This window comes from Janthinobacterium sp. 75 (genome assembly GCF_004365495.1).
Taxonomy (GTDB): Bacteria; Pseudomonadota; Gammaproteobacteria; order Burkholderiales; family Burkholderiaceae_D; genus Janthinobacterium.
The window spans coordinates 1,209,976-1,227,208 of the sequence record NZ_SORD01000001.1 but is presented as its reverse complement, the minus strand read 5'-3'; the positions used below and the strand labels follow the sequence as shown (position 1 = coordinate 1,227,208).

Genomic DNA, 17,233 nt, shown 5'->3' with positions numbered 1-17,233 from the left:
GCCGCTTTTTTTATGCGCGCCAGCATCCTGCCGCCACATTGACATACTTGCTAAAAGCAAGCAATAATCTGCCATAAGCAAGAAAATGGGAGGTGTCACATGCAGGCGGATCAACTCAGCGAGCGCACGGAGATGGTGCGTCGTTTCAACCGTTTCTATACACGCCAGATTGGCGTACTGCATGAACACTTGCTGGACAGCGCGTTTTCGCTGACGGAGGTGCGCATCCTGTATGAACTGGCGCATCGTGAGCAACTGACCAGCGCGGACTTGTGCCGCGAGCTGGGCTTGAACGCCGGCTATCTGAGCCGGGTCATTGCCGGATTCGAAAAGCAGGGGCTGATCGCCAAGACGCGCTCGCCCACGGATGCGCGTGCGGTGCAATTACAGCTGACCGAACAGGGGCAACACACGCTCGCGCCCCTGGTCGATGCCTCGCGGCGCGAAGTGGCCGCCATGCTGGAACGCTTGCCAGCGACGGCACAGCAGGAGCTGGTCGCTGCCATGGTACAAATCCAGGGCTTGCTGGGGGAGCCATCGCCCGCTTATATCCTGCGCAATCCCCAGCCGGGCGACATGGGCTGGATCATCCACCGGCAAGCCGTGCTCTATGCGCAGGAATATGGCTGGAACAACGAGTACGAGGCACTCGCCGCCGACATCGTCGCAAAATTCGTGCGGGAATTCGACCCGGCCCATGAACGCTGCTGGATCGCCGAGAAGGACGGCAAGGTGATCGGTTCCGTCTTCATCGTGCGCCAGGACGACACGACTGCCAAGCTGCGCCTGCTGTACGTCGATCCCTGCGCGCGCGGTCTGGGCATCGGCAGCCGCCTGGTCGATGAATGCCTGCGCTTCAGCCGCCAAGCGGGCTACACGCACATGGTGTTGTGGACCAACAGCATCCTCACCGGTGCGCGGCGCATCTACGACAAGGCTGGCTTCCAGTTGCTCGAAGAAGAGGCGCATCACAGCTTTGGCAAGGATTTGCTCGGCCAGGTGCTGGCGCGCGAGTTGTAAGCAGGCGCTTGCCGGCCCTTTGCATGAAAGCAACTGTGGCGGCGCCAGGACAGTGGCTGCCAATTTCATCGCCCGTATCACCAATCCCCCCAAGAAAACAGTACACTAGTTCCTGAGCGTAACTACTTTTGTACGCGCTCCAAGCCGCCTGCCGTTGCCGGGAGGCGTCCCTGCCGCAAGGCGTGTTGTCTGCCTGGACAAATGCAATGTTCACTTCGCGCAGCCTGTCTCCTGCCTTCTATTACCTGTTCTTTTCAGGAGAACCGGAGCAGCAGCAGCGCTTTTTCAAGGAACTGCATTTCATTTCGATAGCCATCCTGACGTTTGGCCTGGCTTGCTGGCTGGTCACGTTCAGCCTGACCTTGCCGCGCGCTTCGCTCGATCATGCGCAAGCGGCGCTGGGCGTGACGGGCATGGTGATCGGGCTGGTGTTGACCAAGTATGCGAAGTCGCTGCAAGCGATCATCGTCAGCGGCACCATCAGCGTGCTATTCATCGCTTTCAGCTTTCGCGTGCTGATGCTGGGTACGGAAGATCCCGCTTTCTGGGTATTGCCGCTGGGCGTGATGATCACCCTGACGACGGCGCCCATCTTCAGCGGCATCGCGTATTACCTGGGCGTGTCGCTGTGCGTGTGGGCCATCCTGGGGCTTGGACAGTTTCCCGTGCATGCGGGCCAGGCCGACCAGCATTGGCCGGTGCTGGCCGTCACCATCAGCGTGATCATCGGCCTGGCGCTGAATATTTATTTTCTCGTCTTGCGCATTCACAACTACCGTTCCCAGCGCGAGCTGGCGACGATGGCCTACAAGGATGGATTGACCGGGCTCAACAACCGGCGCATGTTTACGCAAAGCGCCCGCGTCCTGCAGCGCACGGCGCACACGCCCGCGTATTTCCTGATGATCGACATCGACGACTTCAAGCAAATCAACGACGTGTACGGCCATGACGTGGGCGACGAGGTGCTGAAAAAGATCGCCGATGTCATCGCCGGGCTGTCTGGCGAGCACCTGTGCGGCCGCCTGGGCGGCGAGGAATTCGCCATTATTTACCTGGGCGAAAAAAGCGCGGCCTGCGCCTTTGCCGCGCAACTGGTCGACAGCGTCGAGGTGGCTTTCGTGCCGGAACGCAAGGTGTCCGTCAGCATCGGCATGGCGGAACTGATCAAGGAAGCGGACTTGTCGCACAGCTACCGGCGTGCCGATGAATCTTTATACCAGGCCAAGAAAAGCGGCAAGAACCGCTACGTGCTCAACGCCGCCTGATTGTGCGGGGCTGACGGCCTTGCATCGAGCAGCGCCAGCAAAGCTTGTGGCGAAATCTTCCAGGGGTCGCGCTGCTCGGGGTCTACCTCATCCCAGCTGTCCTGGGCGCCGATCTTTAGGATGGTCAAGGGAATGTCCTTGCTTTCAAAGAAGGCCAGCATGCGCCGCATCAAACGGCTCACCTTGGCGTGGTCGTCCATATACAAGGAGCAGGTATAGAAACAGCCCTTCTCTCCCATGCTCAATTTCCTGGCCGCGCCGACACGGGAGTGGAGCACGTACTTGTGCAGGAACTCGGTCACTACCTCATCGTCGACGGGAATACTGCAGGAAATGGTGAGCTTGGCCATGATAAGGGGGACAGTGATTCAATAGCCAAGCTTAGCAGAAAGCGTTTCATTCCTGAAATGCTAAGATCGCGGCGCGCGCATGCCGGCAAGTGGTCCGGCATGGCGTCTCGACAAGGATTGCCATTGAATACCCCAGGAAAAATCACTTTCCGCATGCTGTCGCTGTGCGCCGCCCTGTGCCTGCCGCTTTCCAGCATGGCACAAGCCATTTCTGCCGAGGATGCCGCCTTCGTGGCCGCCACCGTGCCTGTTTCCGTGCCGTCGCCGCCGTTAAGCCTGAACGAGCATCCACAAATCCGCGCCGACGTCTTCAGGCTGCTCGGCTATGCGCGTGGCGACTATACGCAAGGCGATACCTTGATCGCGCTCCAGGTACTCGACAGCATGCGTTCGCTGCATGACATCCAGCGCACCATGCTGCCCGACGGGCGCTCGGTGCTGGCCTCCATCGATGCCAGCACGCACGGTGCATGGCGCGCCGCCATGCTGTTCGACCCGCAACGCAAGCTGTTGGCGCTGGGCCTCGTCAACGGTCATTGCCAGGCCGCCATTGGCGACGCCGCCCCCGCCTGCCTGCCGTCCACGCATGCCGTGCTGACGGTGTTTTTGCCACCGGGCGCGGAGGACGAGATGGCCGCGCCGCTGCTCGTCTGGGCGCGGCAGCTGCCGCCCATGCTGGCAAAGACCACGCCGGAGCAGCGGCAAAGCATTGCTGCGGTGGAATACATCACTACCCGCCCCGACCAGCCCGGCTGGGAACAGCGCGATGTGCCTCCCGGCTTTCCCGCCAGCTTGCTGCATCTGCTGCTGCCGAATGCGGAATTGAACAGCAGTTCCAGCGGCGGCAAACTCATCGCACCGGCAGGCCTGGCCGGTTTGCCCATGCGCACGCCCACGGAAGCGGCGGAGGCGGGCGACGAGCCCATGCCCGATGCCAGCATCACCCTGCGCAGCTATGCCGATTTCCACTGGGTGCTCAACACCTACGCCAAACTGGCCAAGGGCGCGCAAGTGAAGGGGCATGACGACAAGGTGGTGTTGACCGGCAGCGATACGAGCGGCCGCTACACGGTGACCTTGCGCGAACAGGGCAAGAAGGACAGTGTGTTCATCACCGTGGCCAGCTGGCGGGAACAATAGGCCTGAGAGGACTCCGAACAGGGGAAAACATTGCCATCACGCACAGGAGCATGGCATTTTGGCATTTTGCGGTATGATTTCCGGCCGTGCGGCCCGGCCCGGTCCCTGCCTTGCCCACCAGCCCTTCAAGCCAGCCACGCTTGCGTAGCATCCTGCCCTAAGGAGTCATATGTTCGGTTTTAACTTGCGCGTTGCCAAGATGGTGTGGACGGCGTTCCTGATCGCCTTCCTGCTCTTCCTCACCTACAAGGTCTCGTCGACCCTGATCGTGGTGGTCTTTGCCATTTTCTTCAGCTATCTCGTGTATCCGCTGATCGGACTGCTGGAGCGGCATGGGCCGAAGCGCCTGCCACGCACGGCCAATATCGGCATCGTCTTCCTGGTGGTGATCTTGCTGGTGGCGGTGCTGGGGTCGATCTTTGGGGCGCGGATCGAGGAAGAGGCGATCAAGCTCAGCGACCAGTTGCCAACACTACTCAAAGGCAACAATTTTGCCGAGCGCATCCCCTTGCCGGAATTCATGGAACCCTTGCGCGCGCGCCTGCTGTCGTTCATGCAGACGCAGCTGAGCAGCGGTACGGGACAAGCCATGCCGCTGGCGAAAGAGCTGGGCTTGACCGTCATGCATGCAGCCAGCAACCTGATCTATCTGGTGCTGGTGCCCGTGCTGAGCTTTTTGCTGATCAAGGAAGGGCCGGACATGCGCGACGGTTTGCTGTCCTTGCTGAACCGCCCGAACAAGAAACTCTGGGGCGCCATCATCGATGACCTCGACATCTTGCTGTCGCGCTATGTGCGCGCCCTGCTGCTGTTGTCGATCGCCACTTTTGTGTCCTACAGCATTGCCTTCTCCCTGATGGGCGTACCGTACAGCCTGCTGCTGGCCGGCGCCGCCGCCTTGCTGGAATTCATCCCGTTTGCCGGCCCGCTGGCGGCGGCCGTCATCGCCGTGGTCGTGGCCGGCTTCAGCGGCTTCGAGCACGTGTTCTGGCTGATCGGCTTTATTGCCGCCTACCGTTTGTTCCAGGATTACGTGGTCAATCCGTACTTGATGAGCGAAGGCGTGGAAGTGAGTCCGCTGATGGTCATCGTCGGCTTGCTGGCCGGCGACCAGCTCGGTGGCGTGGTGGGCATCTTCCTGTCCGTGCCCGTGATGGCGGCCATCAAGATCGTCTTCGTGCGCGCCAGGGCGGCCTTGCAGGCGCGCCACGATGCACTGGAGAAAGCGGAACAGGCAGCAGAGGAAGCGCGCGCCCAGGCCTTGGCCGAGGCGGCGCTGCTGCAGGAACAGGGCAGCAAGGCCACCCTGCCAGCGCAGTAATTTAAAACTCTTCCCACTCGCCGCTGCTGTCCGCGGCAGGTTTGGCCGGACGCGGTTTTGCGGCAGCGACAGGTCCTGCTGCGGCGCGGGCGGGCGCCAGGCGCAAGGCCGGGCGTTTCAAGGCCGTGCTGGCGGCGGCCACGACAGGCTTGCGCAAGGCAGGCTTGGCGGCGGCAGGGCCGCTGTGGGCGGCGTCGAGTTTAAAGATGCTGACCATCTCGGCCAGCGCCGCTGCCTGCTCCTGCATCGATTCCGAAGCGGCTGCCGCTTCTTCCACCAGTGCCGCATTTTGTTGTGTCACGGTATCCATTTCCGCCACGGCTTGATTGATCTGGCCGATGCCCAGTTCCTGCTCGTGGCCGGCGGCGCTGATTTCGCCCATGATGTCCGTCACGCGGCGGATGCTGGACACGATCTCGTCCATCGTTGTGCCCGTCTGGCTGACCAGTGCGCTGCCGGCGCCCACGTTCTGCACCGACGCTTCGATGAGCACCTTGATATCCTTGGCGGCGCTGGCCGAACGGTGCGCCAGGTTGCGCACTTCCGTGGCGACGACGGCAAAACCACGGCCCTGTTCGCCTGCGCGCGCCGCTTCCACGGCCGCGTTCAGGGCCAGGATGTTGGTCTGGAAAGCGATGCCATCGATGACGCCGATGATGTCGGCGATCTTTTTCGACGATTCGCTGATGGTGCCCATGGTATCGACCACTTGCGCCACCAGCGCGCCGCCCTTGACGGCCACGTCCGATGCGGACACGGCCAGCTGGTTCGCCTGGCGCGCATTGTCGGAATTCTGCTTGACGGTCGAGGTCAGCTCTTCCAGCGAGGACGCCGTTTCTTCCAGGCTGGAGGCTTGCTGCTCCGTGCGGCTCGACAAATCCAGATTGCCCGAAGCGATTTCATTGCTGGCCGTGGCGATGGCGCCGCTGCCGTCGCGCACGCCGCGCACGGTGGTCGACAAGCGTTCCTGCATCTGCTGCAAGCCCGTCAGCAAGGCACCCATTTCATCCTGGCGCGTGATGACGATGTCGTTGGCCAGGTTGCCGTCCGAAATGGCGCCAAAATGGCGCAGGGCCTGGTCCAGCGGGCCAAAGATGGCGCGCAGCAGCAAAATGCTGGAAATAATCGTCATCAAGGCGCCTACTACCATGCCGATGATGGCCATGGTCACTTGCGTGTGGTAGCTGGCCTGGCTATCCGCATACATCGCGGCGGCCGAGGTGGACTGATATTGCGTCAATGTTTCGGCTGCCTGGTCCAGGGTGCGGTAAAGGGGCGACAAGCCCGTCATCATCAGCTTGTCCGCCTGCTCGATATTGTTTTCGCGCAAAGCCTTGCCCATGGCCAGCACGCCATTATTGATATAGTCGCTGCGCTTCTTGTCCATGTCGTCGGACAGGCGCTTTTCTTCCGCGCTTTGCGGCAAGCCCAGGTACACCTTCCAGGACTTGTTGGATGCTTCCATGAATTGTTCGGAGCGTGCCAGGGTCTCCTTGGCATCCGGCGCATCCGGGTGCACCATCACGCGGTCCATCGTGAAACGGGCGCGGCCCAGGGCGATTTGCGATTCGCCGATGGCTTGCGTCGATGCCAGCTGATTGCTGTAGACCTCATTGAGACTGTTATTCGCCGATTTCAGGCTGATGATACTCATGACGCCCAGCACGGCGATCAGCAAGCCCAGCACACTCATAGTGGCGATCAGGCGCATTTTTATTGTTATGTTCGACAGCATGCAGTTTCCTTGGTAGGGGCGTAACCATGCCTGCGCTGGCCAGATGGGATAGCAGCAAGCGCCAGATGGGCGGGTCACGTGAATTGTTCAGGACAGATCGATACGGCGTGTGCGGCAGCAGGGGGGAAGGCGGCCCGCGCATATCGTCAGGAGTGAAATACAGGGCAACAGGGTTGAGGTTTCCTGTACTTTTAATTTCCTGATCGCAAGATACAGGGAAAGATTACTGGTAGCAATATGCAGCTGGGATTTTCACGCTTTGTAACAAGCGGATGATGTTTTTTGCGCAGAACTGGCATTCCGCTGCCGTGCGCCCTCGCGTCGGAATGCCAGGTATGTTAATAGACGGTTTCTTCGATGAGCTGGCCATCATCGCGGAAAGACTGAAACCGGCCCGTTTTCTTGCCCATGTGATAACTGCCAATCTGCTTCGGTTTCCCATTCTGGAAATGTTCGATGTTGACACCATGCAGCACGCCCTTGTGCCAGTTGCGGTGAAATTGCGGCACTTCGCCATCGGGATAAAACAGGGTTTCCGCACCATCGCGCTTGCCGTCGGCAAAGCTGCCCTCGTAACGCCGCTTGCCATCCGGATAAAAGCTTTGCATCGGCCCCTCAAGCACGCCCAGGCGGTAATGTTCGACCAGTTGCAGCTGGCCATCGGCCGCATATTGTTCGAGCTTGCCTTCCGGTTCGCCATTGAGCATGGTCAACACTTGCCAGCCGCCGTCTGGCGTCGCCTTTTTCCACGGCCCCTGCTTGATGTCATCGACGTAGTTGCCGCCACCGCCAGGTTCCACCCACTGGCCCTGTTTCTTGCCATTCACATAATTTCCCTGCCATTGCACCACGCCATCGACGCGGCGCTCGCTAAGACCGTTCAAGCGGTCTTTCACAAAATGGTCGTAGCCGGTGAAGCTATGCATGTCCGCTTCGCGCCATTCAGCCACGCCCGGACTCACTTCCCAACGGCCCGTGCGCTGGCCCCGCTGCATCATGCCTTTCGTGGTTTCGTCGCCGCTTTCATACGTCCACGGCCCCTCGGCCTTGTCGTCGACAAAGGCGCCAAACGAACGAATGGTGTTCGGCTCTTCGAAGTGCCATAGGCCGGTGCGCTTGCCCAGCGCATACAGGCCGTGGGCAAACACGCTGCCCACGCAGCAGTTCACGTCGTATTCGATGAACAGCCCATCCTGGCTGGCGGCAAAGCGCTGTGGCTGTGTTTCCCACGTGATCCACTTGACGTGGTAACTGGGCGCGCGCCCCCCTTCCCACCCTTTGCCCAGCAGATACGTGACGGTCAGATAATGGCCATCCTTTTCCTGGAAGGTTTTCTTATAGGCAAACGCCGGGGCGTCCGCAGGTTTGGCTGGCAGTAACTCGCCGTCGATATTGAAATAGCCAATCAGGGTGCCATGCGCATGCTCGATGGCATCGAACTCGGTCACGCCCGAGGGCGCGTAAGCGATGCTGTAATCAATCAGCTGCAGGGAGGCCAGCGCCGCGCGCACCCGCGCCTCATCCATGACCCTGGCGCCGCGCACGATGGCGTCCAGTGCGGGCTGCAAGGTGGCCACCTTGAACATCCTGCCGCCGCTGCGTTCGTAGCGGTAGGCATGCAAGCCATAGGGGTTATCACTGCGGTTGTCACTGCGAGCGCCACTGCGGCTGAGCACGAACGTGGTTTCGCCTTCACTGTCGAGGTCCAGCTGGAACACGGCCTCGATGCTGGCCTGGCCATACTTGTCCAGGTTCATGCGCTTGTCGCTGCCGTCATTGCACTGGCAATAGTAGCCGTTGACTTCGCCGTTTTCCCGCAGGAAAGCCAGCACCACGCCGCCATCGCGGCGCTCGACGGCACTGGCATAGGCCATGGGCTGGCCTGCGTAAAAACGCGCCGCTGCCTGTGCCGGCGCCAAGGTGCCCAGCGCCATCAGCGCCACCATCGTGCTCATCCAAAATGTTTGCCGCATGCCAACCCCACTGCCCAAAACCGCCATTATGCATGGCCATTCAGGCAATGCCGGACACCCCAGGACGGTAGCGGCCAAACAGGGGACGCTGCACCGTCTGCGCCAGCAGCACGCCCAGTAGCGAGATACCGCCGCCGACCAGGTGATACAGATGCATGCTTTCATGCAGCCAGACGATGGCCAGCAAGGCCGTCAGCAAAGGCAGCAGGTTGACGTAGATGCTGCAGCGGTTCGGCCCCAGCAGTTTGACACCTTCGATCCACAGGTAGGACAGGACGATGGACGAGCCGATGCCCGCATAAGCGATCAGGGGCAAGGTGGTGGCGTCCAGCCTCGCGCTGCCGGGCGGCAGCAGCAGGAACAGTGGCAGCATGCAAGCCAGGGCCGCCAGCGCCTGGCAATAAATGGCTTGCCAGGCGGGAATGGACAAGCGCCAGCGGCGCAGCAGCACGCCGTACAGGGCAAAGCTCAGGCAGGCCAGCAGCATCAGCGCGTCGCCCGCATGCACGCCCTGCTGCAGCAGGCCCAACATATCGCCCCGCCCTACCAGATACAGCAAGCCGCCAAACGACAGTACGCCGCCGGCCGCCATGCCCACCGTCAATCGCTCGCCCAGCAGCAGCACGCTGAGCAGGGCCGTCATCAGGGGTGCCAGCGCCGTGACGATGGCCATATTCGTCGCCGTCGTCGATTCGGCGGCGCGGTAGGACAGGCTCTGGAACAGCGCCATCGACATCACGCCGCACAGCGCCAGCTGCCACCACTGGCGGCGGATGGCGGCGCGGTTGCGCCACAGGGGGCGGGCGATAAACGGCGTCATCACCAGCAAGACCAGGACCAGGCGGTAAAAGGTAATGGCCGTGGGGGCGATGCTGGACGCGGCCAGCTTGGACACGACGACATTGCCGGCCCACAGCAGCATGGCCAGGAAGGGATACAGATAGGCGCGCACAGGCATGCGTAGCTCCAGGAATAGTTGCGGGGGAACCATCATGCCGCAGGCGCGCTACGCTTTCTCGCGCTAATATGTCTACACCTATCGCAAAACTGACCTTATTTGTATGGATTGCACCTCCCCCGCCTTTCAGGAATTGCTGCCCGTCACGGCGCGCGCCATGGCGCTGGCCGTCGACTACGCGCATGGCCACGTGATTTCGGTGCACCGCCACACGCATGCGCAATTGCTGTATGCCATCGAGGGCGTGATGACCATCGAGGCGCAGGGCGGGCGCTGGGTGGTGCCGCCCACGCGCGGCGTGTGGCTGCAGCCCGGCATCGCGCACCAGGTGCGCATGAGCGGCGCCGTCAAGATGCGCACCGTCTTCATCGATTGCGCCAGCTCACCGCTGCTGCCGCGCCACAGTTGTGTGCTCGACATCAGTCCCCTGCTGCGGCAATTGATCGTGGCGGCCGTCGACATCGCGCCCGATTTCACGGAAGGCAGCCGCGACTGGCATCTGCTGCAATTGCTGTTGCACGAGCTCGATAGCCTGCCTGTACTGCCCCTGTATCTGCCGCTGCCCTTTGATGCGCGCCTGCGCGGCATTTGCGCGCGACTGATGGAACAGCCAGGCGAACAGCAGACGGTGGCGCACTGGGCACAGGAACTGGCGATCACCGAGCGCAGCCTGCACCGATTGTTCCAGAAACAAACGGGCATGCGCTTTGGCCAGTGGCGCCAGCAGGCACGCCTGCTGCGTGCGCTGGAACAACTGGCGCGCGGCAGCAAGGTCATCGACGTGGCCATGGACAATGGCTACACGAGCCAGAGCGCATTTACCGCCATGTTCAAGAAGCATTTCGGCACCACGCCAACCGCGTTTTACCAGGCAAAAGTCATCGCGGCTTAAAAAAAATGCTGCTATGCATCAATAATCATGGGCGATAAGCGCCGCTCTTGTTATCATCGCAAGCCTTATCGCACCGCGCCCATCCTGGCAGCGGTGTTGACCTTAATCACGCCACCATGACACAGAATTTCTTCCAGACTTTTATCCTGCTCCTGCTCGTCACCGACCCGTTCGGCAACGTTTCCCTGTTCGTCAATGCCCTGAAACGGGTACCGGTCGAGCGGCGCTGGAAAGTCGTGGTGCGCGAGTGCATGATCGCCTTCGGCATCTTGCTGCTGTTCATGTTCTTCGGCCGCCATTTCCTGAACGCCTTGCAATTGTCGGAAGTGGCGCTGCGCATCGGCGGCGGCGTGATCCTGTTCCTGATCGCCATGCGCATGGTGTTTCCGCAGCCCAATGCGGGCAATAGCGACCACGAGATGGGCGGCGAACCGTTCATCGTGCCGCTGGCCATCCCCGCGCTGGCCGGCCCGTCGGCGCTGGCCACGGTGCTGCTGTTTTCCTCGCATGAAATGAACGACGTCATCGCCCACGTGGCGGGGCTGACGGCCGTGGCCGTCGTCTGGCTGGCCGTCTTCCTGTGCGCCGAACGCTTGCAGCGGGCGCTCGGTCCTAGGGTCATGACAGCGTTCGAGCGCCTGATGGGCTTGATTTTGACGGCGATGGCCATTGAAATGTTACTCGCCGGCATACGCGCGTTTTTGAAATCCGTTTAACATTGTCATTCATCCACTGAAGGAGTCCAGCATGAGCCGTTGCGCCCACCTTTGCCTGATGGCCGATTACAACCAGTGGATGAACGCCAAGGTCTATGCAGCGGCCGCCAGCCTTCCTCCCGGCGAGCTGGAGCGCGAGCGGGGCGCCTTTTTCGGCTCCCTGCTGGCCACCCTGAACCACGTGATGGTGGGCGATACCCTGTGGCTGCAGCGCTACGCCCAGCACCCGGCCGGCTTTCCCCTGCTCGCCCCCATCCGCGCCATCACGCCGCCCGCCTCGCTCACGCACCCGCTGTTCGCGGCCGACGATTTTTCCGCCATGCACGCACACCGGCTGTGGCTGGACCAGCTCATCGTCGACTGGGTCGCCTCCATCACGGAAGCCGACCTGGACCATTTGCTCGACTACCGCAACAGCAAGGGACCGAACCGGCGCGAGTTTTTCAGCCTGCTCATGCATTTCTTTAATCACCAGACGCATCACCGGGGCCAGGCCAGCACCCTGCTGTCGCAGGCGGGCGTAGACATCGGCGACACGGATTTACTGTTTCGCATCCCCAACCATATCGAGGACTGACAACGGGCGGTACAGCCACGCCTTGAACAAAATCAAGGCCAGCGCCAAGGCACCCAGCAGCGCACCGCACGCCAGCGCGCCCTGCATGCCATAGCAGGCGATGGCCATGCCGCCGGCCAGCGCGCCCACTGTCACGCCCAGGTTGATGGCGGCGATGTACACGCCGATGGCAAACGCAGGCGCCTCGCGCGCTTCGCTGCTGAGCCACACTTGCGTGACGATCAGCCCGCTCGTGTGCGCCGCCCCCCAGAACAGCAACAGTACCGCCAGGGCCACCCAGCCGGTACCAGCGCCCGCATACTGGTACAGCAGCCAGTACGCCAGCCCCAGCAGTACGGGCTGCAGCAAGACCGTGCGCAGCACATGCGTGCCCAGCTGGCGCCCCGCGAACAGATTGCCCGCCACGCCGCCGACGCCAAACACCACCAGCGCCAGCCCCGTCTGGCGCGCCGACAGGCCCGCTTCCTGCTGCAGATACGCGGCCGCATACGCATACACGGCAAACATGGCGGCAAAGACAAATACGGCGGCGGCAATCGTCAGCCACAGCGCGGGCTTGCGCAGCACGGCCAATTGGCGGCCATACGCCATCGGCGCTTGCTGCGGCGTGTCCGGCAAGAACAGGTACAAACCCAGGGCGGCCAGGGCATTGACCAGTGCGCAGGCAAGGAACGATGCCTCGTAGCCATACTGGGCGGCGATCCACGTCGTCAACGGGATACCCAGCACCATGCCCATGCTGGTGCCCGTGAACGCATGCGCGCCGGCCCGCGCCGATTGCTGCGGCGGATACAGGGCGGCGGCGGCCACCATGGCCAGCGAGAAATACACAGGGTGGAACAGGGCCGGCACGATGCGCAACGCCAGTAGCACCTCGAAGCGGGGCGCATACGCCGACACCACGCTGGCCAGCGCGAACACCAGTAGGGAAACCACCAGCACGCGCTTGCGGCGCCAGCGCGTGGCCAGCAGCACGAGGAAAGGCCCGCCCACGGCGATCACCAGGGCGAACAGACTCACCAGCGATCCCGCCTGCGCGGCTGTCACGCCGTAGCGCTGCATGATCATTGGCAAGATGCCCACCACGCCAAACTCGATGCAATACACGCCAAACAGGCCCAGCGCAAGGAAGACGATCGGGTGCGGGCGCGTCATGGCATTTCCTTGGCGCCATACACTGCCTGGCATAGTTCCATCACGAACGGCCCCGCCATGCCCTCCAATGCCGTATTCGTGAACGCCACCACGGACAGTTCTTGCGCAGGGTCAACAAACCATGAGTGGCCATACGTGCCGCCCATGCGCCAGCTGCCCACGGACTCCGGCGTGGCGGCGGCAAGCGGATCCGTCAGTACCGTAAATCCCAGGCCGAAGCCACGACCGGGCCAGAACGGCAAGTCGAAGCCGCCCGTCTGGCTTTCGCCCATCTGGCGCGCCAGCGCCGGTGGCAACAGCGGTGCGCCACCCAGCCGCAAGGTTTCCAGCAGGCGCATGAAGTCAGGGGCAGAACCGACCATGCCGGCGCCACCGGATGGGTAGGCTTGCGCATCGCGGGCGCGGGCAGGCGACAAGGTAAAACCTGCCATGCCATCGAGAAACGGCAGATGGTCCTCCCCTTCGTCCAGCAAACGGCGCGGCCGGGATTCTCCCGCTGCGCGGTCCGCATAGGCCACGGCCAGGCGCGCCGGATCGGTAGCCAAAAATCCCGTATCGCGCATGGCCAGCGGCGCCGTCACCAGGTGTTCCACGGCTTGCGCCAGCGGCAAACCAGTCACCGCTTCGATCACGGCGCCCAGCACGTCGGTGGCGATCGAATACGCCCAGCGCTCGCCCGGCGCATACGCCAGCGGCACGGTGGCCAGGCGGCGCAGATTGTCTGCCAGGCTCATGCGGGAAGCATCCATGCCGTCCGACACGCCCGCCTGCGCATACGCGCCGCCGGGCGGCTGGAAAAAGCCATAGTCGAGCCCGGCCGTGTGCGTGAGCAAATGCCGCACGGTCATCGCCGCCACGGCGCCGTCCGGCTGGCGCGGCGCAAAATACGGTAGCCAGCGCGCCACCGGGTCGTCCAGCCCCAGGCGATCCTGTCCCACCAGCGCCAGCGCGGCTGTGGAGACGATGGGTTTGCTGACGGACGCCAGGCGAAAGACGGCATCCTCGCGCATGGGCGCGCCCGCTTCGCGGTCCAGGTAGCCGGCCGCGCGGCGATACACATCCTGGCCACGCTGGCGCACCAGCACCACGGCGCCCACCAGGCGCTGCTGGCGCAAAACAAAGTCCAGCAGAGGATCGATGCGTGCGGACAATGCCGCGGGAGAAAAGGGAGAAGTCATGGCTAGCCTTTCAAATGGTCAAGCTGCCAAGGTAAGGCAGGCGCGATCAAAGAAAAATGGGCTATAGTTTCTGTCTGTGCGGACGCTGACATCCGCAATCAATGGTGACAAGGGACGACATGGATAACCTGGCGGGATTCACGGCCTTCGTGCAGGCAGCGGAAACGCGCAGTTTCGTGGCGGCAGGCAGGGTGCTTGGCATTTCCGCCTCGGCCGTGGGCAAGAGCATCGCGCGGCTGGAAGAGCGGCTGGGCGTGCGCCTGTTTCACCGCAGCACGCGCAGCATCGCGCTGACCAGCGAAGGCACTGTGTTTCTCGAACGCTGCCGGCGCATCCTGGGCGAGATCGAAGCGGCGGAGCTGGAGTTATCCAATAGCAAGAGCGCGCCGCAAGGCCGGCTGCGCGTCAGCCTGCCTTTGGTCGGCAGCTTGCTCAACCCTGTGCTGGCCGCGTTCGCATGCGCCTATCCGCAGGTGGAACTCGACCTCGATTTCAGCGACCGCCGGGTCGATGTGATCGAAGAAGGCTACGACGCCGTGGTGCGCGCGGGAGAGAGCGCCGACAGCCGTTTGATGAGCCGCCAGCTGGGCCAGTTCCAGCTCCAGCTGGTGGCCGCGCCCGCCTATCTGGCGCAGCACGGCACGCCGGAGCTGCCGGCCGACCTGCTGCTCCATACTTGCCTGCTGTACAAATTTCCCAGTAGTGGCAAGGTCGAGGCCTGGCCCTTGCCCGAGTGGCCAGCCCTGCACGCGGCGGGCTTGCCCGCTGTGCTGAACTGCAACAATGTGGACACCTTGCTGCACTTTGCCGAAAGCGGCCTGGGCATCGCCGCCCTGCCCGACTTTGCCGTGCGCGCGGCACTGAGTACGGGCCGCTTGCAGCCGGTGCTGGACGCGCACCGCCAGCACGACGGTACCTTCCGCATCCTGTGGCCCAGCAGCCGCCACCTGACGCCGAAGCTGCGCGCCTTCATCGATTTCATGGCCACGCACGTGTTTCCCGAACGCTAATGTTTCCTGACGACGGCGCGCTCGTTGTTTCCACACGACAACTTATTTAATTTGCTGCCGATTATTTAACTTTTCGGGGACTTGATACAAGTTTTTGTATTGCAGTGCGGAATTTTGAGGAACAATTACAGGCAGGCCGCCCTTACGTACTAACCCGTAGTGGCAAGGCATGACCGTGTCTGGTGCCTGGCCTGTCGACGTTCTCCCTCACTTCCGCACTACGAAAGCAATCATGTCACTCACACAATTCAAAATCGGCACCCGTCTCGGAATCGGGTTTGCTGTCGTCCTCGGCCTGCTGGTAGCCGTCTTGCTTGTCGGCCTGTATTCCATGGGGCAACTGAGCGCACGCACCCACGACATCGTGACCGACAAGAACGTCAAGATGGCCGCAGCCAACACCATGAGCGACAACGTGCGCAACATTACCCTGGCGATCACCAGCGTGGTGGTGGCACCAACGGAAGCGCTGGTACAGGCGGAACTGGCAAAGATCGGTGAAGCGCGCAAGAAATACGGCGCCGCCAAGGAAACCTTGCAAAACAAAATCTCGACAGACAAGGAAAAGGCGCTGATGGCCGAACTGGACGCTGCCCTGAAATCGGGCGCGCCGCTGAACAACAAGGTCATCGAGCTGCGCAATGCGGGCCAGACGGAAGAAGCGATCGCCTTTTTGACGCAGCAGGCGGCACCAAGTCTGAAGCGCGTGCTGGGCGCACTCGACAGCCTGGTCGCGTATGAAGGCGAGCAAGCGGCGCAAGCGGCAACGGAAGCCGAAACGCTGAGCACCAGCGCGCGCGCCTCCATGATTATCCTGGGCAGCGTGGCCGTGCTGCTGGGCGCCTTTGTTGCCTGGATCATCACGCGCTCGATCACCCACCCCATCAATGCAGCAGTCAGCGTGGCCGAAACCGTGGCGTCCGGCGACTTGTCTTCGCACATCGTCGTCAATTCCAGCGATGAAACGGGCCGCCTGCTGGGCGCCCTGAAAGCCATGAACGACAGTCTGTTGGGCGTAGTGGCGCAAGTGCGCCATGGCACGGATGCGATTTCCACGGCGTCGAGCGAAATTGCCGCCGGCAACCTCGACCTGTCGTCCCGCACGGAAGAGCAAGCCAGTTCGCTGGAAGAGACGGCGTCGGCCATGGAAGAACTGACTTCCACCGTGAAACAGAATGCGGACAACGCACGCCAGGCGAACCAACTGGCGAAAAGCGCGTCGGAAGTGGCCGTGCGCGGCGGCAGCATCGTCTCGCAAGTGGTCGACACCATGGGCACCATCAACGAATCGTCGAAGAAAATCGTCGACATTATCGGCGTCATCGATGGCATCGCCTTCCAGACCAACATTCTTGCCTTGAACGCGGCCGTGGAAGCGGCGCGCGCAGGCGAACAGGGCCGTGGCTTCGCCGTGGTGGCAACAGAGGTGCGCAACCTGGCGCACCGCTCGGCCTCGGCCGCCAAGGAAATCAAGGAACTCATCGCCGCCTCCGTCGCCAACGTGGACACGGGTTCGCGCCTCGTCAACGAGGCGGGCCAGACCATGGGCGACATCGTCGACAGCATCGTGCGCGTGACCGACATCATGGGCGAAATCACGTCCGCCACGCACGAGCAAACCATCGGCATCGAGCAGATCAACATGGCCATTGCGCAGATGGATGAAGTGACGCAGCAAAACGCAGCCCTGGTGGAAGAAGCGGCAGCCGCCTCGCAAAGCATGCAGGAGCAGGCAGGCGAACTGGCGCACGTGGTGGGCTTCTTCAAGACGGGCAACCAAGTCACCAGCACAGCCAAGCTGACGCCTGTGCGCGCGACGCCGGCAGCGCCAGCCATCGCACGCCCCGTGGCCCGCAAGGCACCCGTGCGCCAGGCCGTGGGCGCCGCACCGGCGCGCCGCAGCAATGCCGCTGCAGAGAGCGAATGGGAAGAGTTTTAAG

General features: G+C 62.4%; 15 protein-coding genes. 9 read left to right on the top strand and 6 right to left on the bottom strand.

Annotated features, from left to right (window positions below; translation table 11 throughout):
• Positions 1-99 precede the first annotated feature (99 nt).
• Both C8C89_RS05675 and C8C89_RS05670 read left to right on the top strand, forming a co-directional pair.
• Positions 100-1,020 (top strand): bifunctional helix-turn-helix transcriptional regulator/GNAT family N-acetyltransferase, encoded by a 921-nt coding sequence (locus C8C89_RS05675; protein ID WP_133989104.1) that lies wholly within the window; start codon positions 100-102, stop codon positions 1,018-1,020.
• 206 nt (positions 1,021-1,226) lie between these two features.
• Entirely contained in the window at positions 1,227-2,288 is a 1,062-nt protein-coding gene (locus C8C89_RS05670; protein ID WP_101483140.1) for a GGDEF domain-containing protein, read from the top strand.
• Here C8C89_RS05670 and C8C89_RS05665 read toward each other — a convergent pair.
• A complete protein-coding gene (locus C8C89_RS05665) occupies positions 2,267-2,638 on the bottom strand; it encodes a hypothetical protein (RefSeq protein WP_101483141.1) in 372 nt (123 codons plus the stop codon). The genes C8C89_RS05670 and C8C89_RS05665 overlap by 22 nt on opposite strands.
• A 123-nt stretch (positions 2,639-2,761) precedes the next feature.
• On the opposite strand from C8C89_RS05665, the gene C8C89_RS05660 reads away from it, so the two are divergent.
• Together C8C89_RS05660 and C8C89_RS05655 are read left to right on the top strand one after the other, a co-directional pair.
• Positions 2,762-3,778 (top strand): hypothetical protein, encoded by a 1,017-nt coding sequence (locus C8C89_RS05660; protein WP_133989103.1) that lies wholly within the window; start codon positions 2,762-2,764, stop codon positions 3,776-3,778.
• A 169-nt stretch (positions 3,779-3,947) separates the two neighbouring features.
• Positions 3,948-5,099 carry an AI-2E family transporter gene (locus tag C8C89_RS05655; RefSeq protein WP_101483143.1) on the top strand — a complete coding sequence of 384 codons (1,152 nt, stop codon included), beginning with the start codon at positions 3,948-3,950 and terminating at the stop codon, positions 5,097-5,099.
• A 1-nt stretch (position 5,100) separates the two neighbouring features.
• Here C8C89_RS05655 and C8C89_RS05650 read toward each other — a convergent pair whose 3' ends face one another.
• The 3 genes from C8C89_RS05650 to C8C89_RS05640 form a co-directional block, all read right to left on the bottom strand.
• Positions 5,101-6,834 carry a methyl-accepting chemotaxis protein gene (locus C8C89_RS05650; RefSeq protein WP_101483144.1) on the bottom strand — a complete coding sequence of 578 codons (1,734 nt, stop codon included), beginning with the start codon at positions 6,832-6,834 and terminating at the stop codon, positions 5,101-5,103.
• Between the two features lie 338 nt (positions 6,835-7,172).
• Positions 7,173-8,807 carry a hypothetical protein gene (locus C8C89_RS05645; protein ID WP_166674674.1) on the bottom strand — a complete coding sequence of 545 codons (1,635 nt, stop codon included), beginning with the start codon at positions 8,805-8,807 and terminating at the stop codon, positions 7,173-7,175.
• 40 nt (positions 8,808-8,847) lie between these two features.
• Positions 8,848-9,765 carry a DMT family transporter gene (locus C8C89_RS05640; protein ID WP_101483146.1) on the bottom strand — a complete coding sequence of 306 codons (918 nt, stop codon included), beginning with the start codon at positions 9,763-9,765 and terminating at the stop codon, positions 8,848-8,850.
• Between the two features lie 103 nt (positions 9,766-9,868).
• On the opposite strand from C8C89_RS05640, the gene C8C89_RS05635 reads away from it, so the two are divergent.
• The 3 genes from C8C89_RS05635 (at position 9,869) to C8C89_RS05625 (ending at position 11,950) form a co-directional block, all read left to right on the top strand.
• Positions 9,869-10,657 (top strand): helix-turn-helix transcriptional regulator, encoded by a 789-nt coding sequence (locus tag C8C89_RS05635; RefSeq protein WP_133989101.1) that lies wholly within the window; start codon positions 9,869-9,871, stop codon positions 10,655-10,657.
• Positions 10,658-10,773: 116 nt separating this feature from the next.
• Positions 10,774-11,373, top strand: coding sequence for a MarC family protein (locus C8C89_RS05630; RefSeq protein WP_101483148.1), 600 nt, complete (start codon positions 10,774-10,776; stop codon positions 11,371-11,373).
• A gap of 31 nt (positions 11,374-11,404) precedes the next feature.
• The gene (locus tag C8C89_RS05625; protein WP_133989100.1) at positions 11,405-11,950 is read left to right on the top strand and encodes a DinB family protein; all 546 of its coding nucleotides are present in this window, start codon (positions 11,405-11,407) and stop codon (positions 11,948-11,950) included.
• Here C8C89_RS05625 and C8C89_RS05620 read toward each other — a convergent pair.
• Both C8C89_RS05620 and C8C89_RS05615 read right to left on the bottom strand, forming a co-directional pair.
• On the bottom strand, positions 11,915-13,105 hold the full coding sequence (locus C8C89_RS05620) for an MFS transporter (RefSeq protein ID WP_133989099.1): 1,191 nt from the start codon (positions 13,103-13,105) through the stop codon (positions 11,915-11,917). The two genes, C8C89_RS05625 and C8C89_RS05620, sit on opposite strands and share 36 nt — an antisense overlap.
• Positions 13,102-14,283 carry a serine hydrolase domain-containing protein gene (locus tag C8C89_RS05615; RefSeq protein ID WP_133989098.1) on the bottom strand — a complete coding sequence of 394 codons (1,182 nt, stop codon included), beginning with the start codon at positions 14,281-14,283 and terminating at the stop codon, positions 13,102-13,104. The genes C8C89_RS05620 and C8C89_RS05615 overlap by 4 nt, the downstream gene beginning before the upstream one ends.
• Before the next feature lie 119 nt (positions 14,284-14,402).
• Here C8C89_RS05615 and C8C89_RS05610 point away from each other — a divergent pair, with 119 nt between their 5' ends.
• Both C8C89_RS05610 and C8C89_RS05605 read left to right on the top strand, forming a co-directional pair.
• Positions 14,403-15,293 (top strand): LysR family transcriptional regulator, encoded by an 891-nt coding sequence (locus tag C8C89_RS05610; RefSeq protein ID WP_101483152.1) that lies wholly within the window; start codon positions 14,403-14,405, stop codon positions 15,291-15,293.
• Positions 15,294-15,525: 232 nt separating this feature from the next.
• Positions 15,526-17,232 carry a methyl-accepting chemotaxis protein gene (locus C8C89_RS05605; protein WP_133989097.1) on the top strand — a complete coding sequence of 569 codons (1,707 nt, stop codon included), beginning with the start codon at positions 15,526-15,528 and terminating at the stop codon, positions 17,230-17,232.
• Position 17,233 lies beyond the last annotated feature (1 nt).

Bases quoted from the DNA above. Each gene is read 5' to 3' on its own strand.
- C8C89_RS05645 (WP_166674674.1), bottom strand. From the start codon at position 8,807: ATGCGGCAAACATTTTGGATGAGCACGATGGTGGCGCTGATGGCGCTG.
- C8C89_RS05675 (WP_133989104.1), top strand. From the start codon at position 100: ATGCAGGCGGATCAACTCAGCGAGCGCACGGAGATGGTGCGTCGTTTC.
- C8C89_RS05670 (WP_101483140.1), top strand. From the start codon at position 1,227: ATGTTCACTTCGCGCAGCCTGTCTCCTGCCTTCTATTACCTGTTCTTT.
- C8C89_RS05655 (WP_101483143.1), top strand. From the start codon at position 3,948: ATGTTCGGTTTTAACTTGCGCGTTGCCAAGATGGTGTGGACGGCGTTC.
- C8C89_RS05630 (WP_101483148.1), top strand. From the start codon at position 10,774: ATGACACAGAATTTCTTCCAGACTTTTATCCTGCTCCTGCTCGTCACC.
- C8C89_RS05665 (WP_101483141.1), bottom strand. From the start codon at position 2,638: ATGGCCAAGCTCACCATTTCCTGCAGTATTCCCGTCGACGATGAGGTA.
- C8C89_RS05650 (WP_101483144.1), bottom strand. From the start codon at position 6,834: ATGCTGTCGAACATAACAATAAAAATGCGCCTGATCGCCACTATGAGT.
- C8C89_RS05640 (WP_101483146.1), bottom strand. From the start codon at position 9,765: ATGCCTGTGCGCGCCTATCTGTATCCCTTCCTGGCCATGCTGCTGTGG.
- C8C89_RS05605 (WP_133989097.1), top strand. From the start codon at position 15,526: ATGTCACTCACACAATTCAAAATCGGCACCCGTCTCGGAATCGGGTTT.
- C8C89_RS05620 (WP_133989099.1), bottom strand. From the start codon at position 13,105: ATGACGCGCCCGCACCCGATCGTCTTCCTTGCGCTGGGCCTGTTTGGC.
- C8C89_RS05610 (WP_101483152.1), top strand. From the start codon at position 14,403: ATGGATAACCTGGCGGGATTCACGGCCTTCGTGCAGGCAGCGGAAACG.
- C8C89_RS05625 (WP_133989100.1), top strand. From the start codon at position 11,405: ATGAGCCGTTGCGCCCACCTTTGCCTGATGGCCGATTACAACCAGTGG.
- C8C89_RS05635 (WP_133989101.1), top strand. From the start codon at position 9,869: ATGGATTGCACCTCCCCCGCCTTTCAGGAATTGCTGCCCGTCACGGCG.
- C8C89_RS05615 (WP_133989098.1), bottom strand. From the start codon at position 14,283: ATGACTTCTCCCTTTTCTCCCGCGGCATTGTCCGCACGCATCGATCCT.